Annotated in this window: 16 protein-coding genes; 13 read left to right on the forward strand and 3 right to left on the reverse strand. The window is 60.0% G+C overall.

Annotation, left to right across the window (positions count from 1 at the left end; all coding sequences use genetic code 11):
* Window positions 1–29: 29 nt before the first annotated feature.
* Both AC1RT2_RS24995 and AC1RT2_RS25000 read left to right on the forward strand, forming a co-directional pair.
* Window positions 30–1529: an amino acid permease gene (locus AC1RT2_RS24995; protein WP_493106288.1), complete on the forward strand. Its 1500-nt coding sequence runs from the start codon at window positions 30–32 to the stop codon at window positions 1527–1529.
* Between the two features lie 291 nt (window positions 1530–1820).
* Window positions 1821–2042: a hypothetical protein gene (locus AC1RT2_RS25000; protein ID WP_493106290.1), complete on the forward strand. Its 222-nt coding sequence runs from the start codon at window positions 1821–1823 to the stop codon at window positions 2040–2042.
* Here the strand turns inward: AC1RT2_RS25000 and AC1RT2_RS25005 are convergent.
* On the reverse strand, window positions 2039–2650 hold the full coding sequence (locus AC1RT2_RS25005) for a LysE family translocator (RefSeq protein ID WP_493106292.1): 612 nt from the start codon (window positions 2648–2650) through the stop codon (window positions 2039–2041). The genes AC1RT2_RS25000 and AC1RT2_RS25005 overlap by 4 nt on opposite strands.
* 252 nt (window positions 2651–2902) lie before the next feature.
* Here AC1RT2_RS25005 and AC1RT2_RS25010 point away from each other — a divergent pair, with 252 nt between their 5' ends.
* Window positions 2903–3616 carry a hypothetical protein gene (locus AC1RT2_RS25010; protein ID WP_493106294.1) on the forward strand — a complete coding sequence of 238 codons (714 nt, stop codon included), beginning with the start codon at window positions 2903–2905 and terminating at the stop codon, window positions 3614–3616.
* Between the two features lie 535 nt (window positions 3617–4151).
* Here the strand turns inward: AC1RT2_RS25010 and AC1RT2_RS25015 are convergent.
* On the reverse strand, window positions 4152–5402 hold the full coding sequence (locus AC1RT2_RS25015) for a GNAT family N-acetyltransferase (protein ID WP_493106296.1): 1251 nt from the start codon (window positions 5400–5402) through the stop codon (window positions 4152–4154).
* A 10-nt stretch (window positions 5403–5412) separates the two neighbouring features.
* The gene (locus tag AC1RT2_RS25020; RefSeq protein WP_493106298.1) at window positions 5413–6558 is read right to left on the reverse strand and encodes an LLM class flavin-dependent oxidoreductase; all 1146 of its coding nucleotides are present in this window, start codon (window positions 6556–6558) and stop codon (window positions 5413–5415) included.
* Between the two features lie 158 nt (window positions 6559–6716).
* On the opposite strand from AC1RT2_RS25020, the gene AC1RT2_RS25025 reads away from it, so the two are divergent.
* The 10 genes from AC1RT2_RS25025 to AC1RT2_RS25070 all read left to right on the forward strand — a co-directional run bounded on the left by AC1RT2_RS25025 (window position 6717) and on the right by AC1RT2_RS25070 (window position 18789).
* Window positions 6717–6950 carry a hypothetical protein gene (locus tag AC1RT2_RS25025; protein WP_493106300.1) on the forward strand — a complete coding sequence of 78 codons (234 nt, stop codon included), beginning with the start codon at window positions 6717–6719 and terminating at the stop codon, window positions 6948–6950.
* A gap of 47 nt (window positions 6951–6997) precedes the next feature.
* Window positions 6998–8767, forward strand: a complete 1770-nt coding sequence (locus AC1RT2_RS25030) for an ABC transporter substrate-binding protein (protein WP_493106302.1) — start codon at window positions 6998–7000, stop codon at window positions 8765–8767.
* Between the two features lie 4 nt (window positions 8768–8771).
* Complete coding sequence (locus AC1RT2_RS25035) at window positions 8772–10379, forward strand: dipeptide ABC transporter ATP-binding protein (protein ID WP_493106304.1); 1608 nt, start codon at window positions 8772–8774, stop codon at window positions 10377–10379.
* On the forward strand, window positions 10372–11322 hold the full coding sequence (locus tag AC1RT2_RS25040) for an ABC transporter permease (protein WP_493106306.1): 951 nt from the start codon (window positions 10372–10374) through the stop codon (window positions 11320–11322). The genes AC1RT2_RS25035 and AC1RT2_RS25040 overlap by 8 nt, the downstream gene beginning before the upstream one ends.
* A gap of 4 nt (window positions 11323–11326) precedes the next feature.
* Window positions 11327–12319, forward strand: coding sequence for an ABC transporter permease (locus tag AC1RT2_RS25045; RefSeq protein ID WP_493106307.1), 993 nt, complete (start codon window positions 11327–11329; stop codon window positions 12317–12319).
* Window positions 12320–12448: 129 nt separating this feature from the next.
* Window positions 12449–13699: an acyl-CoA dehydrogenase family protein gene (locus AC1RT2_RS25050; protein WP_493106308.1), complete on the forward strand. Its 1251-nt coding sequence runs from the start codon at window positions 12449–12451 to the stop codon at window positions 13697–13699.
* 12 nt (window positions 13700–13711) lie between these two features.
* The gene (locus AC1RT2_RS25055) at window positions 13712–14635 is read left to right on the forward strand and encodes a hypothetical protein (protein WP_493106310.1); all 924 of its coding nucleotides are present in this window, start codon (window positions 13712–13714) and stop codon (window positions 14633–14635) included.
* 21 nt (window positions 14636–14656) lie between these two features.
* A complete protein-coding gene (locus tag AC1RT2_RS25060; protein ID WP_493106312.1) occupies window positions 14657–15946 on the forward strand; it encodes an NtaA/DmoA family FMN-dependent monooxygenase in 1290 nt (429 codons plus the stop codon).
* Window positions 15947–16251: 305 nt separating this feature from the next.
* Window positions 16252–17823 (forward strand): ABC transporter substrate-binding protein, encoded by a 1572-nt coding sequence (locus AC1RT2_RS25065; RefSeq protein ID WP_493106314.1) that lies wholly within the window; start codon window positions 16252–16254, stop codon window positions 17821–17823.
* Window positions 17824–17841: 18 nt separating this feature from the next.
* Window positions 17842–18789 carry an ABC transporter permease gene (locus tag AC1RT2_RS25070; RefSeq protein WP_493106316.1) on the forward strand — a complete coding sequence of 316 codons (948 nt, stop codon included), beginning with the start codon at window positions 17842–17844 and terminating at the stop codon, window positions 18787–18789.
* Window positions 18790–18791: the final 2 nt, after the last annotated feature.

An 18791-nucleotide genomic window follows, 5' to 3' on the forward strand; every position in this document is an offset into this window, starting at 1 on the left:
CGTAACTGGGCAAGAAACAGGGGAATCCAATGACTATGTTATCCACTTCCGGCTCCGCGCCGGGGCAAGCCGATCACGACCATCTCAAGCGGGACGTCACGCCGTTCCAGTCTTTTGCGGTTGCGTTCGGCTTCGTCTCGATTGCCACGGGGATCTTCACCGCCTATGGCGCGATGCTCTCGAGTTCTGGCCCGATGGGCATCTGGACTTGGCCCGTCGTTGTCATCGGCCAGCTCATGGTCGCACTGATCATCGGTTCGCTTGCCGCCCGTATTCCGGTAACAGGCTATATCTACCAATGGGCATCGCGTCTCACCAACCCGGTCTTCGGTTGGATCATGGGCTGGATCGGGTTTACCTTCCTCGCCGTGGTGCTTGTTGCGGTCGATTATACGATCGCCTCGACCGTCCTTCCGGTCCTGCTCAGCTATGAGGGAACTGCCGAGAACGCCTGGTGGATCACCAGCATCGTGATCATCGCGCAGGCTGTCATGATCGCCTTCTCAACGAAGTTCACCCAAAAATTCAACGCCGTCGCCGTGACCATCCAGCTCGTCGGCATGATTGGTCTCGTCGTGCTGCTGTTTGCTGTCGGCGCGTACAACAACGAGCTCAATTTCTCGAACCTCTTCAGCACTGGAGGCGTTGCGCAGGAAGGCTACTATTCCTTCGGCACGCTGACGAGCGCCGGTCCCTGGATCATGGGTACGCTGCTCGGTGCATTCACCATCGTGGGTTTCGAATCCGCTGCGAACCTCGCCGAGGAAACCCGCGATCCAGCGCGCGTCGTTCCAAAGGCCATGTGGCAGGCCGTCCTCAGCCTCGGCATCATCGGCATGCTGTTCCTCATCGCCGTTACGGCCCTGCTCGGCGACCCGACCGCGCTCAGCGGTTCTGCGACACCGATCGCCGACGTTATCAACCGCGTTCTCGGTCCTGTTCTCGGCAACCTGCTGCTCGTGCTGGTCGTCATCTCGATCTTCTCCTGCGGCCTCGTGATTCTGCTGAGCGGCACGCGCCTCGTCTGGGCGATGTCCCGCGACGAGCGCTTCCCCGGCTGGCAGCTGTGGCATCGGATCAGCCCCTCGCTGAAGACGCCCGTAAACGCGACCGTGTTCATGGCGGTTGTTGGCCAGGTCATCCTGGCATTGTTCGCCAAGCAGACCGACGCGCTGTTTGCGTTGTTCTCGGCGGCGACACTGCTCCCGGCGATCATCTATGCGGTGACGGTGCTGATCTACGCGTTCCAGCGCAACAACCTGCCGCCAAGCCATGGCTTTCGTCTTGGTGCATGGGAGACCCCTGTGCTTGTGGTGGCCATCCTCTGGCTGGTGTTCGAGTTGGCGATCTTCCGTGATGCATCGTTTGCCAAGCCATGGTCCTACGTTGCGATCATGTTCGCGATTGGCGTGGTCTACCTGGTGTTTTTGCTCGCGACACGCGGGGGAGCAAAAGCCCTCAGGATGCCCGACATGATTTCGGTTGATGCCATCCTCGATGCGGATAAGGGGCAGGAAACGTTGCGATAGTTGGCAGATCGTGAAAGCCGGCGCCAAAGTCAAAGCGCCGGCTTTCCTGCGTGGCATACAAAAACGACGTCATGCGCTTTGAACACCTTTTGGCAAACGGACGCAGGTCAATCAAGCTCACGTCCCATCAAGAGCTTCCTCCGTCTGCCTATCAGTAGTCCGGCACACCGTAATCACCGCTTGCCACCGCCAATGCGAGTGCAACTCTTCAATTAGTGCTGATCGAGGGCTTTGAGGACGCTGCAACAGGCCAATTGTCGGAACACGGGTGGGTTTCCAAAGGGGACGACGATGAGGGCGCCGCTGTCGAACGCCGCGATGCGGGGCCTGATGGAAACGCCCAACCCGTTGACAACGCACGCTGTCACTGAGGCGATGGTGTCCACCTCGGCTAAGGGCGCGTTTCTGACGCGTGGGCTGGAGAATGTGCGTGGGGAGTTCAGCCTGACCGCGCTCGCCTACGACATCAGAAGAGCCATGGCTCTTGTCGGATACCGGGCCGACGGCACTTAGCGCTCCTGAAGTGCAAGGCGAGCACCAAGTGCACAAAAGAGGCCACCCACCATCTTGCCCTGCCATTTTTGCACTGCCGGGTTGGTACGCAGGAAACGGCCGAGCTTCGCAGCTGAAACCGCAAAAATCGCAGTGCTGAGTAGGCGGCACATCACGAAGATGGCCCCCAGGGCGGTCAGTTGAAGAACCACCGTTCCATTTTGCGGATGTACGAACTGCGGCAGGAAGGCGAGGAAGAACAGCGTTGTCTTGGGGTTCAGTACCTCCACGACGACCGCTTGCCGGAATGCCTTTGCCGTGGTCATCGGAAGCATGGAACTGGGGCGTGTGGTTCCGTCGGTTCCGGAAAATATGGCCTGTAGGCCTATATAGACCAGATACGCCGCCCCGAGATGCTTGACGATGCTGAAGAGCGCGGCTGATGCGGCGATGATGGCGGAAATACCAATGATCGCCATGAAGGTGTGCGGGACGTCGCCAGCGGCGATGCCTGCGCCAGTCGCCAAACCGACCCTCACGCCGGAACTCGACGCTCTGGCAATGGTCAAAAGTGTTGCTGAACCAGGTATGAAAGCAAAGCTCGTAACGATTGCGATGTAGGTGATCAATGTCGTCGTGTCGATCGTCTGCCAGCTTCTCCGCAGTGTATTCGACCGCCAGGATGCCGCAACATTCACGTATTCACGGCTTTTCAGACCATATGTTTCGTCTCATTCGCGATATCTTCAATACGCTGTATAGGAAACTCAATTTGCCTCGATGCGAGGAAAGATGAATTCTATGTCAGTGATGAATTTCGGCCGCGCGATGATCGTCCTGGCGGTGCTTTTTCAGGCCATCGGCAAGGTGATGTTCGGAACATGGCTTGCGGCGTTCCCGTCGCCGTTTTTTTCCTGATCAGTTTTACCCTGACGGCCGCGTTCTTTCTGCTTCTGTCTCGTCAAGGGGGCGGTGAAAGAGCCTGGGGACCACTGCTGCTCCTGAATGCCAGCACCGCGCTCACGTTCCTGATCTCTCTCGCATTGACGGACGAGCGACCCTCTGTGCCGCGCATTGTGGTATGCGCCGGCATCCTTGCGGGGTGCGCCATTCTAGGGATTGTCGCCTTGCAGGGCAGCGGTTTCGCATCGTTCGGCCGGAATGCGTGGCTCGACTTGGGGGCGAGCGTGGCCGCCGGCGTTGGCGCGGTGCTAATCACCATAGCCTCAAAGACTTTGCTCAATCGCGTCTGGAAGTTCGGCGCGGTCCTCGCGCACCGTTTCTACCTCATACTGCCGATCTCGCTCATGATGACGTTGGGGACGGATATTGTGGCTGTGGAATGGTCTGGCTTTCTGGTTGCGGGGCTGCTGGTGGTGTCCGCGATCGGTGTCCTCGCCCCTCTGTATCTCCTGCAAGTCGGGATTGGCCGGTGTGACACCTACACGGTCATGGTGACGATGGCGGCTCTTCCCGTTCTCACCTTCATCATTGAAGGCTTCTCGCCCCTCTATTCGTGGTCCATGCTGACGGCGGCGGGTTTGGTGGTCGTTACCGCGTTTCTGCTGCTCGATGTCGTTGCAAAACGTTCATGAAGGTCAGGCGGACTGTCCTAAAACGCGGCGGGGGTAGGGTTCTATAGGCGCTCACTGTTGAGCGGTGCAGATTTTTCGGACATTTCGGCTCATCGGCGTTTTGGGCGACCTATAGCGTCAACAGGGCTCTTTCAGGCGGTTTCCGTCCGCTCAAAGGCCTATTTCCCCCGATATAAAATTGACAATCGGTTCCGGAACTCTGGTCAAGCTCAATCACGAAGGCTGCCTCGACGGCGTCGGAGGCCGCGGCGCATTCGAGACCCAGCGAAGGAGCTGTGAGTGGGAAACCACGCAGGCCGCATCAACGCCTACTGGGTATTTCAAACCTGCGGAAGAGCAGCAAATTGCCCCTTTTGCTTGCAACCCGACAGTCTGCTCCCGGCCCCATATCAGTCGTTCCGCGTAGGACAAAACGATACCCCCGTTGAGGAGCTTCAGCACGTTATCTCTATTCCAATAGCAGGTTCGTTGGTTCTTATCCTTTCAAGGCATATATGCCGGGTCACACGGGTTGGGCCAATGGTATACCTATAATTCAGAATGATATGCCTGAGTGGGGACGTCGACTGGACGCGAATATCAGATCCAGTTCCTCCGCGACCTCGCCGGAAGCTGCCCAAAGACGTCCCGACGCTGCGAGAGACGACGCTTGGTGTGCACCGAATATCAGTGCGGCCAATTCCGCGATTGCGATCCGGGCTTCAGGCCTTTCGGTACTGCGTGCCGCACCCTCCGGGCCGAGAGACCAGAGACCGCCATTGTCGGGGAACAGATCGTCTTCGACGGCAAGCGTTACCTGCCGCGTCCCGCCAAAGCGGCGGGCGGAAAGTAAAGCCGCCAGATTGAGAGGCCGTATCCAGCTTTCGTCACGTTGACCGGAGATTTCCAATGTCCGAGGATTGCGCAAAAACAGGGGTAACGGGTCATCGATCGGTCGGGACAGGAAAACCGCCCGGTGCAGGATATCCTGCGTGAAGAGATGGCCGATCAGGCCCCGCCATGCCTCATCGTCATGTGCGATGAGATCGTCGATGATCACAGTGCGTTGCGATGACGTGAACCAGTTGTCCGAGGGTTCGATATGGAAGCGAAGATAGCCGCGCTCGTTGCCTTCTCGGCCGAAAACGACCGCGTGGTGGGGTGTTGTGCCATTGATCGTGCGAAACTCCTGCATGGCCCACCAGCCATCCCAGCGAGACAGGGTTGTGGCGCGCGGCGTCGGATCGGAGTCGGCGATCTGTCGAAACAGGGGAAAATTTTCGCGTGCGTCGACAATGCGAAGCTCTTCGCGGGGCGTGGTAGTAGCAAGTTTGGCGCGGGTCAGGTCGAGCTCATGTCGGACCGACCATGAGGCGATGCCATACCCGTATCGGCCATAGATGCCCGTGTCGGATGCCCTGAGACCTGCAACGACATAGCCTTCGGAGCGGGCGCGACGAAGCTGCTCAACGACCAACTGACGGGCGATACCTCGGCGTGTCGCATCGGGAGAGACGCCGACATGTGTGACAGACAGGTGGCGCACACGCCGGCCACCGGGCAGGGTGATCGATGAATCGTAGCCGTTCACGACGCCCCGCAGGATATCCCCCTCGAAGCCGCCAAGCGATTGGCCCTCTGCCAGAAACCGCGTCTCGGTTTCTGGGCTGGTACGGCCGAAATCGCCGATTCCAAGCAAGGCCTGCCGGAATACGGCAAATGCCTTCCGGCGGTCCTCGTTACCATTCAGCGATCGGATATCCAGGCTTGGGCTGCCCGAAAATGGGACTATCGAGAGCGATGGCATGTGCCTCTCCTTATGACTGCGGTGTTACCGGAGCGAGACGGCCCCGCGCCTTGAGAAGGGCTGCGGCGCCCTCGCCGAAATGCCAGGCTTCTTCAAGATGAGGCTGGCCTGAGAGGATGAAGTGATCGAAACCGACGTCGTGATAGGCTTCGATCAGGTCGGCAACCTGCGCATGGCTGCCGACGAGGGCCGTGCCCGCTCCGCCGCGCACGAGCCCATAGCCCGACCAAAGGCCAGGGTGGATTTCCAGTTCGCGCGCTGAAGCCGGCAGGCCTTCCCGATGGGTGTGCAGCGCCGACATCTGGCTCTGGGCTACGGATTCGGATTTGGCGAGCAGGTCGCGCGCCTTCCGGACACGATCCGGCGAGAGCCATGTCAGCAGCTTGTCGGCCACGGCCCAGGCTTCGTCTTCCGTATCGCGTGAAATGACATGCAGGCGCACGCCGAAGCGCAACGAGCGGCCTTTTGCGGCAGCACGCGCTTTCAGCTGCGCGATATTTTCCGCCTCGAGTTCCGGCGGGCGCCCCCAAACCAGATAGACGTCGGCCTGTGCGGTTGCCACGTCCAGAGCGGCCGGGCTGGCGCCGCCAAAGAAGATCTGAGGGAGGGCGTAGGGCGTAGGGTCGATGCGCGCTTCCCGGATGTCATAGTGCTTTCCCGTGAAGGAGAAGGGTTGCTCCGCTGGTGCGGACGTCACCCCACGCACGACAGAAAGGAATTCCTCCGTCCGTTCATAGCGTGCATCATGGTCGAGATGGTCGCCAAAGCGTGCCTGTTCGAAGCGATCGCCGCCTGTAACGACATTGAGAAGCAGCCGCCCGCCAGTCATTCTCTGGAAGGTTGCCGCCTGATGGGCAACGAGCGTCGGCGATATGAGCCCGGGTCTGAACGCGACGAGGAATTTCAGTCGGCTTGTTTCCCGGGCGAGGGCCGCAGTGGTGATCCAGGCGTCTTCACACCATGTGCCGGTCGGGGTCAAAACCGCATGGAAATGCTGCTGTTCGGCAGCGCGTGCGACCTCTCCAAGATATGAAAGTGTCGGTGCACGGAAGCCGCCGGAAACCTCGACAACGTGACTATCGTTTCCCGAGCCCGTCAGGCCCCGGCTGTCGCCATTCGTCGGTAGATACCAGTGGAGATGGATATTGCCGCTCATGCCGAACGCTCCCCACGAGCGCAGAGCGAGCGCGCTCGGTCGGGCAGAGCGTTTAAAATTAGCAAGGGAGGATGGTTTTGATGCTCGCTTGAAGCCATTGGGGTCAGCCTATAGTCTATAAATTTTATAGATTTATGCTACGGGATTTGACGCTTGGCGTGGGCAATCTGTTCCAAATACGGCCACTTGAGGGAAAATCGTTCCCAATTTTCGCGGTAGAGATGGTGGCAACGGTTTGGGCAATGTTGGCCGTCATCGGTGGGGCGGTGTCGCGCGGACAGAACGAAACGCTTCGACGCGACACTGATTTTCTGGCGAAACCCGCTTATCTGCATCTTATTTTTCCGGCGGGGGCTGAAATTGGAACGTCGCTTCGTTTCAATAATGCATAAAAACTATAGAAATAATGCATTCAATTCAAGCCGAGGCGATCCACCCCATGCATGCTAACGTTCTTTTGCGCTCCGCCAAGCGGGCCGCCGTTCCGCTTCTTGCCGCTTACACCGCCCTGTGCGCGCCGGCGCTCGCCGATGAGCCGAAGTTCGGTGGTACGCTGCGCATCGCCTCGCTTGAAGCCGATCTCGACGCCTTCGATCCGCTGACCGGTTACAGCGTCGAATCATGGGAGATCCTGCGCGCGACGACACGCCAGCTCGTCACCTATCCGGGTTCCTCGGTCGGTCTCAAGGAGGACACGACGTTGGTGCCTGATCTCGCCAAGTCCTGGGATGTCAGCCCGGACGGCAAGACGTACACCTTCCACTTGAAGGACGATATTTTCTTCTCGGGCTCGACCGAACGCAAGATCGTCGCCGGCGATTTCGTCTACGGCATCAAGCGCTTCTGCGACCCCAACAAGCAGGTCGCGGCCATCAACTATTTCAACCTCGTGTTTTCGGGCTTCGTCGACTACTGCAAGGAGTTTTCGAAAGTGCCGACCGGCGATCTGGCGGCGAGCAAGGCCTTCATCGATAGCCACGAAATTTCCGGCGTGTCCGCTCCGGATGACAAGACTTTGGTGATCCATTCCGACACCAAGAACTACGACTTCCTCAATATTCTCTCGATGAATTTCGTATCGCCGGTCGCTTCCGAAATCGCATCGAAATACTTCCCGGACTCGCTGGAATCCCGCAAGAACCTTCCTTCTAGCGGACCGTATTATGTCGTCTCCTACGACCAGGGGCAAAAGCTGGTTCTCAAGAAGGCCAAAAACTTCAAAGCGGAGTCGGACGAAGCCCGCAAGGCCTATGTCGACGAGATTCATGTCGACTTCACCGCCAACAGTGAAGACGCGGTCGTCCAGAAGATTCAGGCTGGCGAAGCAGACCTGTCGCTCTATCTCGACACCCCGCCACGCGGCACCATCCGGCAGTATGTGTCCAAGGACAGCCCCTATCTGCACGCGACCAACAGCGGCTCGGCCAATTTCATCACCATAAATGCGCAGAAGAATGCGACGAGTGAAGGGATCGAGGCGCTGCGCAAGCCCGAAGTGCGTCAAGCCTTGTCCTACGCAGTCAATCGCGCCCATCTGGTGCAAACGCTCGGCGGATCTATTGCCGCCGTGCCCCTGTCGCAGATCATCACCTCGACGATTTCGGGCTACGAGCAGTTCGATCCCTATCCGACTGAAGGCAACAAGGGGAACCCGGAAAAAGCCAGGGAACTCCTGGCGAAGGCTGGTTATCCCGACGGCATCACGCTCGATGCACTCTATCGTACCAACGCCCAAAACGAAACGATCGCCGTAACGCTCAAGGAGGACCTCGCGGCTGCCGGTATCACGCTGAACTTGATCCCGGCGCCCGCCAGCGAATGGCGAGCCTATGTTCAAGATCCCAAGTCGCGCTGGGATATCTTCCTGAACGCCACCTTCTCGCCGGATTGGCAGGGCCCGAGCACGCGAATGCTGCTCGGCGGCTGGCTCAACTCGGATGCGTCGCCTTGCGGCCCCGGAAACGTCTATGCGATTTGCTACAGCAATCCCGAACTGAACAAGCTTGCGGCGGAAGCCTATCCTTCGGACAATCCCACGCCTCTTTGGACGAAGGCCGACAAGATCGTCTCGACGGATCTGCCTTGGATACCGCTCTTCGAAAAGCGCAAGATCGCCATCACCTCGGATCGCATCAGCCATTGGGTATGGTCTTCGCTCGCGGTGCAGGCTGACATCACCAACATCGCGCTGAAGAACTCGGGTTCATAGCGGAATGTCCGTCTTCTCCGTAGATCATCTGCGCGTTCGATTTGGCGGTGTCCAGGCGGTGAGGGGCGTTTCCTTCGGCGTCGAATCCGGCAGGACACTTGCCATTGTCGGCGAGTCGGGATCGGGAAAGAGCGCAAGCCTTCTGGGTGCAACCGGGCTTCTGCCCGGTTCCGCCTCGGTGGAGGGCAACGTTCTGCACCGTGGCCAAGAAATACTTGGCCTGCCCGACAGGGATCTGCGCAGGATTCGCGGGCCGCAGATCGGGTTCGTCTTTCAGGACCCGCTCAGCAACCTCCATCCCCTGAAGACCATCGGTGATCAGATCGGCGAGGCGATCTGGGTCCATCAGAGAATAACACGACGGCAAAAGCATGAGCGCGTGCTGGCGCTGCTTGACGATGTCGGTATCGCCGACCCGCAGGCCCGGTTCTCCGATTATCCGCGCCACCTCTCGGGCGGTATGCGCCAGCGGGTGATGATTGCCATCGCCATCGCGCTCGATCCGGGATTGATCATCGCAGACGAACCGACGACTGCCCTTGATGTCACCGTCCAGGCGGCAATCCTCGATCTTCTCAAGCGCCTGCAGGAACAGCATGGAACGGCTTTGATTTTCGTGAGCCACGATCTCGCCGTCGTGTCCGACATTGCCGACGATGTGGTCGTCATGCGTGATGGTCTCGTCGTCGAACAAGCGCCCGCGGATGACATCTATCTCCGGCCGCGTCAGGACTATACCCGGGAACTGCTTGGCGCAGCGCGCCTCGGCGGTCCCAAATCTTATGCCGTGCAAAGAGATCGACAGGCTACGCGCCCTCTGCTCGACGTGCAGGCCGTCGCCCGTTCCTTCGCATCGCGCCCCGTACTCGATGACGTCTCCTTCACCATTGGAGAAGCAGAAATCCTCGGTCTCGTCGGCGAATCCGGTTCGGGGAAATCCACCATAGGGCGGTTGATCGCCGGTCTGGACCGGCCGAACGCGGGGCGCATCAGCCTGAAGGGAAGGGATTATTCCCAACCCGGTTCCGGTGGCGTGCTGCCGGGCGACCTTCGCAGATCGATCCAGGTGGTCTTTCAGGATCCCTATGCCAGCCTCAATCCGAGACGGCGAATCGAGGCCATCCTCTCGGATCCTTTCGTCATTCACGGCACGGTCGACAAGGCGGAGCTGCGCGAGAAAGTGAAGCAACTCGTCACCGACGTGGAGTTGCCGCATGACGTCCTGGATCGCTTGCCGTCGCAATTGTCCGGCGGTCAACGACAGCGTGTCGCCATCGCGCGGGCGATCGCGCTCCGCCCTTCGCTGATCGTTGCCGACGAACCGGTTTCCGCCCTCGACATCACCACCCAGGCGAAGGTCATCAGGCTGCTCGCCCGTCTTCGCGACAAGCTCGGCGTATCCTTTCTGTTCATTTCGCACGATCTCGGCGTCATCGGCGAGCTGTGCGACCGGGTGATCGTGCTGGAAAAGGGACAGATCGTCGAGGTCGGCCAAACACAACGGGTCTTCGAGCGCCCCGCGCATGCCTACACCCGGCGGCTGCTCGCATCCATTCCAGGACGTAAACGTCCGCCCGCAGAGGCGGAACTTGAGGATGTCATCTATGGCTGACACCATTCACTCGCCGGTCGCGCTGATGGTTCCCAGAGCATCGCCGTCACCGGGCATTCTTCTTCTGAAGCGCCTTTGGCGCGAGAGAGCAGTGCGCACGGGGGCCGTCATTGTCGGTATCGTGCTGTTGGCGGCCTTGTCCGCGCCGGTGGTGAGCCATCTGTTGGGGCACGGCCCCATGGAGCAGTTCGAGGGGACCGCGCTTGACGAAATGGGCTTGCCAATCGGTCCGACGCTAGAGTTCCCGCTGGGCGCGGATGGCAACGGCCGCGACGTTCTTGTCAGAACGCTCTATGGCGCGCAGGTTTCGCTGCTCGTCGGCATACCCGCAACAACGATCGCGATGATCATCGGTACGGCCATCGGTCTGGTCAGCGGCTTTTTTGCTGGCCGGACGGATCGCATCATTTCACAGGCAATCGACGTTGCCCTGTCTTTTCCCTTCGTCGTGACGGCGCTCAGCCTTCTGGCGCTCAATCGCGGCGGAACCGGCCAGCCGATCGTGCCGCCCATGGTCGTGGTCATCACCATCATAGCTTTGTTTTCTTGGGCCTATTTCGCGCGCCTTGCGCGCGGGCTCGTTCTCGAATTGCGCACCAGCCCGATGGTGGAGGCTTCGCGCACCATCGGCGCGTCATGGGCGCGGATCATCTGGTTCGACATTCTTCCGAACATCCTGCCGACGGTTTTTGTCTATTGGGCCGTGCAGCTGCCCGCCAATATCGTCGCGGAAGCGACGCTTTCCTTCCTGGGCGTCGGCATTCAGGCGCCGATGCCCAGCTGGGGCAACATGATCGCCGAAGCGCAGCGGACCTCCCTCTATCAGGAACAGCCGTGGTTTCTGGCAGGTCCCGGGCTCGCCTTGTTCCTGACGGTCGTAGGCTTCAATACGTTGAGTGCAGGCTTGAGAAACGTGCTCGACCCAAATCGCAGGCGGGCCTGAGATCATGGCGAAACAGTTTTCCTCCGTTGTCTTGCGCTCGATCTCGACGCTGGTGATCGTTCTCATCCTGTCGTTCTTCATCACCCGGATCGCCTATCGCAATCCCGCGGCGATGCTCGCACCGCGCAATGCGACACAGGAGTCGATCGATGCCGTGGCGCGCGCGCTTCGCCTCGATGACCCCTGGTATTTGGAGCTGTGGTATTACCTGTTCCGCGGTCCGGATATCCAGGGCGCGCCGATGGGATTGATGCATTGGCCGCCGGCTCTTGGATATTCCTTCCGCAAGCAGGCGCCGGTTACGGATCTCATTCTGGCGAAGGCTCCGGTGACCCTCTCGCTGGCACTTGGAGCCCTCGTGATCTGGATGATGATTGCCATCCTTTCCGGCGTTGCCGCAGCGCGCTGGCAAGGGCGGTTCATCGATCACGTGCTCGCCTTCTTCGCCTATGTCGGCCTTTCGGTTCCCACTTTCCTGAGTGGTATCCTGATCTCCTATTTCCTGTTCTTCCAGCTTTCGAACCAGGGCATCCACTGGTTCCCGAGCAGCGGCTATGTGCCCTTGAGCGAGGACCCGCTGCAATGGGCCCGGCATCTGGCGCTTCCCTGGGCGACGCTCGCGATTGCCGAAATCGGGCTGTTTCAGCGCATGGTCAGGGCCAGCATGCTTGACGTATTGGGGCACGATTTCATCCGCACGGCGCGCGCCAAGGGCGTTCCCGAAGGCCGGGTCTACTTTTCCCATGCCCTGAAATCGGCGTTGAATCCGATACTGACGCTCGGCGGGCTGGAGCTTGCAGCCATCATGGGTGGGGCAATCGTGACGGAAACGATCTTCGGGCTGGACGGGGTCGGTCGCATGGCGATCGCCGCCGCGCTGGAAGGGGATTTCCCCGTTGTCATCGGCACGACCATTTTCGCCGCCTCCGCCTTCATCATCACGACCCTTGCCGTCGATCTCGTCGCGCAGTGGCGTGATCCAGCCAATCGAAACTGAAGATTTCGCACCCTCCGACCATCCCTTTCATCGGACAGAAAACCAGGCAGGCCGCGCCACAGCGACCGAACAAGCCCGCAATCACATCTGTCCCGCAATTGTTGACGTACCAGCATTCAGGAGAACAAAATGACCACCGTAGACGCCCCGACTTCGCTGACTTATCTGCGTCCCGCTACAGCGAAGGAAGAAGCTCTCGTGGAGCGGTTTCAGCCGATTTTCGACCGTATTGCCGAGGGCAATGTCGAGCGTGAGCGCAATCGTACGTTTGCTTTCGAGCAGGTGCAGTGGCTGAAGGACGCGGATTTTTCGCTCGTGCGCATACCGGAGGAGTTTGGCGGGTGGGGCGCGTCGCTCGAACAGACATACTATCTGCTGGCTTTGCTGGCGGAGGCCGATGCGAATGTCGCTCATGTCTGGCGCAATCATCTGGCCTTCATCGAGGACCGCCTCAACGCGCGACCTTCGCAGGCCAACGATCGCTGGCTGCAGCGCTTCCGGGATCGGGAGTTTATCGGTGGCGGCTGGACGGAAGCAAACAACGGCACCTACGCCAACATCAAGACGACGGTGACCCGCGAGGGCGACACCTACAAGGTGACAGGTGCGAAATTCTATGCCACCGGCAGCCTCTATGCCGATTGGCTCGACGTGATCGGTAAAGGCGAAGACGGCTCGCTCATCACCACCTTGGTCAGCCGTCACCAGCCAGGTGTCGTGCTTGCCGACGACTGGCCGGGGTTTGGCCAGAGCACCACGGCAAGCGGCAGCGCCACCTATCAGGATGCGATCGCCCATGAGGGGGACGTCTTTCCGGCGAGCGAGCGTGTCGTCTATCAGGGCCACTTCTATCAAACGGCGTTGCTCGCCGTCCTCACCGGCATCACGCGTGCGATCCTGCGCGATGGGACCAAGGCACTGAAGGCGCGGGGGCGCAATTATCCGCAAGGCCTGAACCCGGTGCCGGCGCTCGACCCGCAACTGCTGCAGGTGATCGGCGAAGTATCGGTGCGGGTCTTCTCGACAGAGGCTGCATTGCGTCGCGCCGCCAACGCACTGGACCTGATCGCCGCCGCCCATGCGGACGGCGACGTCGCCTTGCGCGACAAGCGGGTCGTCGCGGGAGAGGTGGCCGTGGCACAGGCGCAGCTCGCGATCATCGACGGTGTGCTCTATTCAGCCACGCATATTTTCGGTGCTCTCGGCGCCTCCGCAACCTCCGAGGAAACGGCGCTTGACCGCCATTGGCGCAATGCGCGTACGCTCGCGTCGCATAACCCGGTCGCCTACAAGGCCCGCATCCTCGGTGACTATCTGGTCAACGACAATTCTCCAGCATCCAGCATCGACCGCCTGGGTCGCGGCGGCCAAGGCAACTGAGGAGACGGCACCATGACGAAACCCTATCTAGCCCTTGGTCTTGCCGGCCCGCATCTGGTGGAGCTCACCACAAGCCCATCACTGCTATCCCGTTGGGATGCATTGCCGCTTGCGTTCAGCGTGCTCGGGATCGACCGCATCGATGGTAGCGCGCCTGCGCCGGTTACGCTTGCAAGCAGTGCCGTCGGCGCGACCCTTGCGGGTTCCACGAAGCATGGGCGCTTCCTCATCGCCGCGACACCGCAGCGCGACCACCCGTATAATATCGCGCGCCGTGTCGTTTCGCTTTCCCATCTGTCGGGTGGTCGCAGCGGGCTGTTGATCGGCGTGCGGGATGCCTACGCACCCGAAGGTCCGAGGGACGCCCCGGCCTGGGGTGGTGCCGGCCTCGGCGGGGGAGCGCCGCTCAATGCTCAGACAGCCTACGATACGGCGCGTGCCGTGCGCGCACTCGAGCAGAGCTGGCCTTACGATTCGATCATCGGCGACCGCGAGACCGGCATCCTGGTGGAGGCGAACCGTATCGTGCATGTCGATATCGACAACAGCTTCTCCATCGCAGGGCCGTTGAACGCGCCCGAACCGGAAACAGGTGCGTCGGTGATCGCCTGGTATGCCGAAGTACCGGCGGACGCCCCTCCCATCGATGACAACAACCCGATCGACCTTGTTCTGGGCGGCTCTGGCTCCGTGCCTGTCGTCGTGCTGGGCGACGAGCCGCCCGCAGGTGCATTTGCAGGCATCGTGCTGCGCGCGGGACTTGAACAGTCTGTGAATGACCTGCTCAGCGCCGCAGAACGGTGGCTTGCCGATGGCTTTTCTCCCACATCACTGGGTGGACCACTGCGAGCAGCACTCAATCTGCCTGCACCGGAGCCGCTGCCGTCAACCGCGCGGCCCGCGTTCCCTGTGCCGCAACCTCATGTCTCTTTGTAGACAACAACGGAGACATTACCCGTGACAAACAAGCGAACTGGACACGTCCTCCTCGGCATCAACGCGTTGGTGCTGGGATATCTCCCAGCGGCATGGAAGACGCCGCTTCTCAAAAAAGATGCGTTCATTGACCCGGATTACTGGGCAAATATTGGCAAGGCCGCCGAACGCGGCACCCTTGACGCCATCTTCCTGGCTGATGGCCCTCTGCTTGGCGATCCAGCTTATGATGCCAATCCGATCCGCCTTGAACCCACGGTAAACTGGGGTCACGTGGCTGCGGCGACGTCACATGTGGGACTAGTGGCCACGGCCTCGTCCACCTTCAATGACCCCTTCGAACTCGCTGAGCGATTTCTGTCGTTCGATCATCAGACAGGCGGCCGTGCCGCATGGAATGTCGTGACAACCCGCGGCGTTCCCGCAGCACGCAACTTCGGGCTACCCGATGTCCCGTTGCGGGATGATCGCTACGAACGTGCAAACGAGTTTGTCGACGTCGTTCGGGCATTGTGGGAGTCGGCCGCCACGGGCAGGGACGTCCATTTCCATGGTGAGTTCTTCTATATCGATGGGCGCTTGCGGGTGCCGCCGTCAAAACAAGGCCGCCCGATCATCTTTCAGGCTGGCGGTTCGCCGCAGGGTCGCGAATTGGCGGGGCGTGCGGCTGAGGGTGTCTTTGCTGCTGAGCTCACAAAAAATCAGGCCATAGAGCACTATCGTCTGGTCAAGGGTTTCGCACGGAACAATGGCCGTTCACCTGACGAGATCAAGATTCTTCCCGGCCTGCTGTTGAGTTTGGGCAGCACCGAAGAAGAGGCGCGACGCCGCAGCGATGAACTCCACGACGCAGGTCCGGCGTCATACTCCATCGGCTGGCTTTCACAAGCGATCGGCGTCGATGCCTCGAAGCTCGAACTCGATGAGCTGTTTCCAGAAGAGGTTCTCGGCCCGCTGGACGACACCCAGACCTTCCTTGGAAGCATCGGCTTTCGCGAATCGATCATTACGCAGATCCGCAAGACCAATCCCACCGTGCGCGACTATCTCAAGCAGACGCGTTATACCGGCTCGGGCCATGCGGGATTCGTCGGGACGCCCGACCAACTGGCTGATCACATCGAGGACTGGTTTCATGCCGGAGCCATCGACGGCTTCAACTTGCAACCGGATCGCCTCATAGACGGGCTCGATGTCATCGTCGATGAACTCGTGCCGATCCTGCGCAGGCGCGGCCTCTACCGGCATCAATACGAAACGCAGACGCTCCGCGAGCATTTCCAGGCGGCCTCACCCACGCCTGCCTTCTAGGATCTCGCAACAGGAGGGGCGCGAATTCGCGTCCCTTCAGGATCTTGTGCGCGGTTGGCGTGTCAGCGCCTCTTCATTCGGGCGTTGAGGTCATGCGATATCGCGGCGAGTTCCGCTGTCGCCGTGTCTCGCCAACCGCTTTCTCGGCCCTAGAAATCCGGGCGTATCGACACAATAATCTATAAAAAAGATAGATTTAGTAATATATTTTCTGGCATGCCTCGATCAGGTCGCTACAGTGGCCACAAACTTGATGCCATCGCAGGCGACGCGATGCGCATAATTCGTTGAGAGGGCTTATCATCATGAAATTATTTCCAATTCTAGCCGCGGGCGTATCTCTGGTCGCTGCCACTTATTCATATGCTGCTTATGCCGGCGAGGATGACAAATATGGCGGGACGCTGGTTGTTGCCCAGAACGCAGAGATCACGCAGCTTGACCCCGGCCGACAGTTGGGTTGGGAGACGTTCCGGATCACGCGCCACATTTTCGATGCGCTCGTTTCCGAAGATCTCTCGAAATCTGGCAATGATGAGCCTTCCCCAGCCATCATCCCGGCGCTGGCCGAGTCGTGGACGGTTTCGCCCGATGGCAAGGTCTATACCTTCAAGCTTCGCCAGGGCGTAAAATTTCATGACGGCACGGACTTCAATGCCGAAGCCGTAGCCTTCAACATCCGGCGCGCATGGGATCCTTCCTTCGAATTCTACGATGAAGTGACCGCGGTCAATGTCCGCAACACCTACATCTATCTCGACAAGGTGGAGACGCCGGACGTATCCACCGTCGTCCTGACATTCAAGCAGCCCTTCAGCCCACTTCTGCGGCTTCTTGCGCAGGGCTCCGGCGGCACGGGCCTCATCGCGAGCCCGGAATCGATCCGCAAATACGGAAATGACGGCGTGGTGGAACATCCGACGGGGACGGGACCGTACAAGTTCGTCGAGCGCATTCGCGGCCAGTCGGTCGAGATCGAGCGTTTCGACGATTACTGGGGTGAGAAGCCTTATCTCGACCGCATCGTCTTTCGCCCCATTCCGGACGGCAATGCACGTGTTGCGGCACTCGAGACCGGTGAGGTGGATCTCATCTCCTGGCCGCCGCGTGACGCCGTGGAGCGCCTGAAGGGCAAAGGCTTCGACGTTCCGAACGTCAGCATCCCCTCAATCTACTATTACAACGTCAATTTCGCCAACGAAGCCTTCAAGGATGTCCGGGTTCGTCAGGCACTTGTCCATGCCATCGACCGCGAGGCGCTGGCCCGTGACCTCCTGAAGGGCACGGCCAGCCCGGGATACAGCGTGCTCGTTCCCGGCAGCGCGGCTTTCGATCCCGCGTTCCGCGACTACAATTTCGATCCGGAAAAATCGAAGGCGCTTCTGAAGGAAGCCGGGCTTGAGAAGGGCGTGAACGCGACGATCAGCATCTATGCCGGTGGCGAAGCTGTTGCCGAATGGGTTCAGCGCGATGCGGCCAAGGTCGGCATCAACCTGAACATCCGTTCCTATGACTGGAACAGTTTCCTGGCGCAGGAACGCACGCCGGGTGCCGATGTCGGCTTCAGCTCGATGGAATGGGGTTTCCTGACGCCCTATTGGCTGTCGATCGTCGGCAACAGCAATAGCGGCTCGAACACCGGCGGCTACAAAAGCGAGGCGTTCGACGCCGCCGTTTCGAAGGCGATTGCCGCAACCGATCCAGCCCAGGAGGTTGCCAACTGGCGGGAAGCGAACCGTATCATTGCCGAAGATGTCGGCAAGATACCGCTTTTCCTCGAGCGCACACACTACGCGGTCGGCAAAAACGTTCGCGACTTCGCGTCACCCGCCCAGGCTTGGTACGACCTGAAAAAGGTCTGGCTGGCAGAAAAGTAACGGCTGTCCGGACAGACAATGATTGCTTTTTTCCTCAGAAGACTGACAGCCGCCATTCTTGTGCTGGCGGCTGTCACCTTCGTGGTCTTCCTGATAGTCTATCTTTCCCCGGGTGATCCGGTGAAGACGTTGCTCGGCCAGTCGGCGACGGCCGAGCAGATCGCGGACATGCGGGCAAGGCTTGGCCTCGATCTGCCATTGCACGAGCGGTATGGTGCCTGGCTGTGGCGTGTGGTCCATGGTGATTTCGGCCGTTCGATCAGCACGCAGGTTCCGGCGATGTCGATCCTGCTTCCCGCCTTCGGCAATACGCTGATCCTCGCCCTATCCAGCCTCTTCCTCTCGCTTCTGTTCGGTGTGGCCATCGGGGTCACCTCCGGTTTTCGGGCGGGGCGCCTGCTCGACAAGGTTCTCATGTTCATTACGGAGGTTCTGGCGGCAACGCCGGTCTTCTGGCTTGGTCTCATCCTGATCTGGATCTTTGCCCGCGAGCTCGGCTGGCTTCCGTCCTCCGGCATGCGCAACATGCGGGCACGGGGCTCCAACCTCGATCTTCTGGTGCATCTTGTCCTGCCGTCGATTGCGGCTTCGGTACTGGCGATTTCCATCATAGCCCGGCTGGTGCGCGGTGCGGTGATCGACGTGCTGGCATCCGATTATGTGAAGATCGCTCAGGCGGCCGGCATGTCCTCGTTTCGCATTTTCCGCAAGCAGGTCTGGCGCAACATCCTCCCGCCGATCGTCAGCGTCGGTGGCCTGCAGTTCGGCACGCTGTTCGGCGGCGTCATCTTCGTCGAGGCGGTCTTTGCCTGGCCGGGCATCAGCGCACAGCTCTTCAATGCCATTACGGCCGGTGACGTCGCTGTTATCCAGGCGGGCGTCCTGATGATCGCCGCGACATTCGTTGCGATCAACCTTGTCGTGGACATGGTGCTTGTCTGGCTCAACCCGCGGAGGGCACTGTAGTG

Source organism: Shinella sp. GW821-FHT11G07, assembly GCF_058808115.1.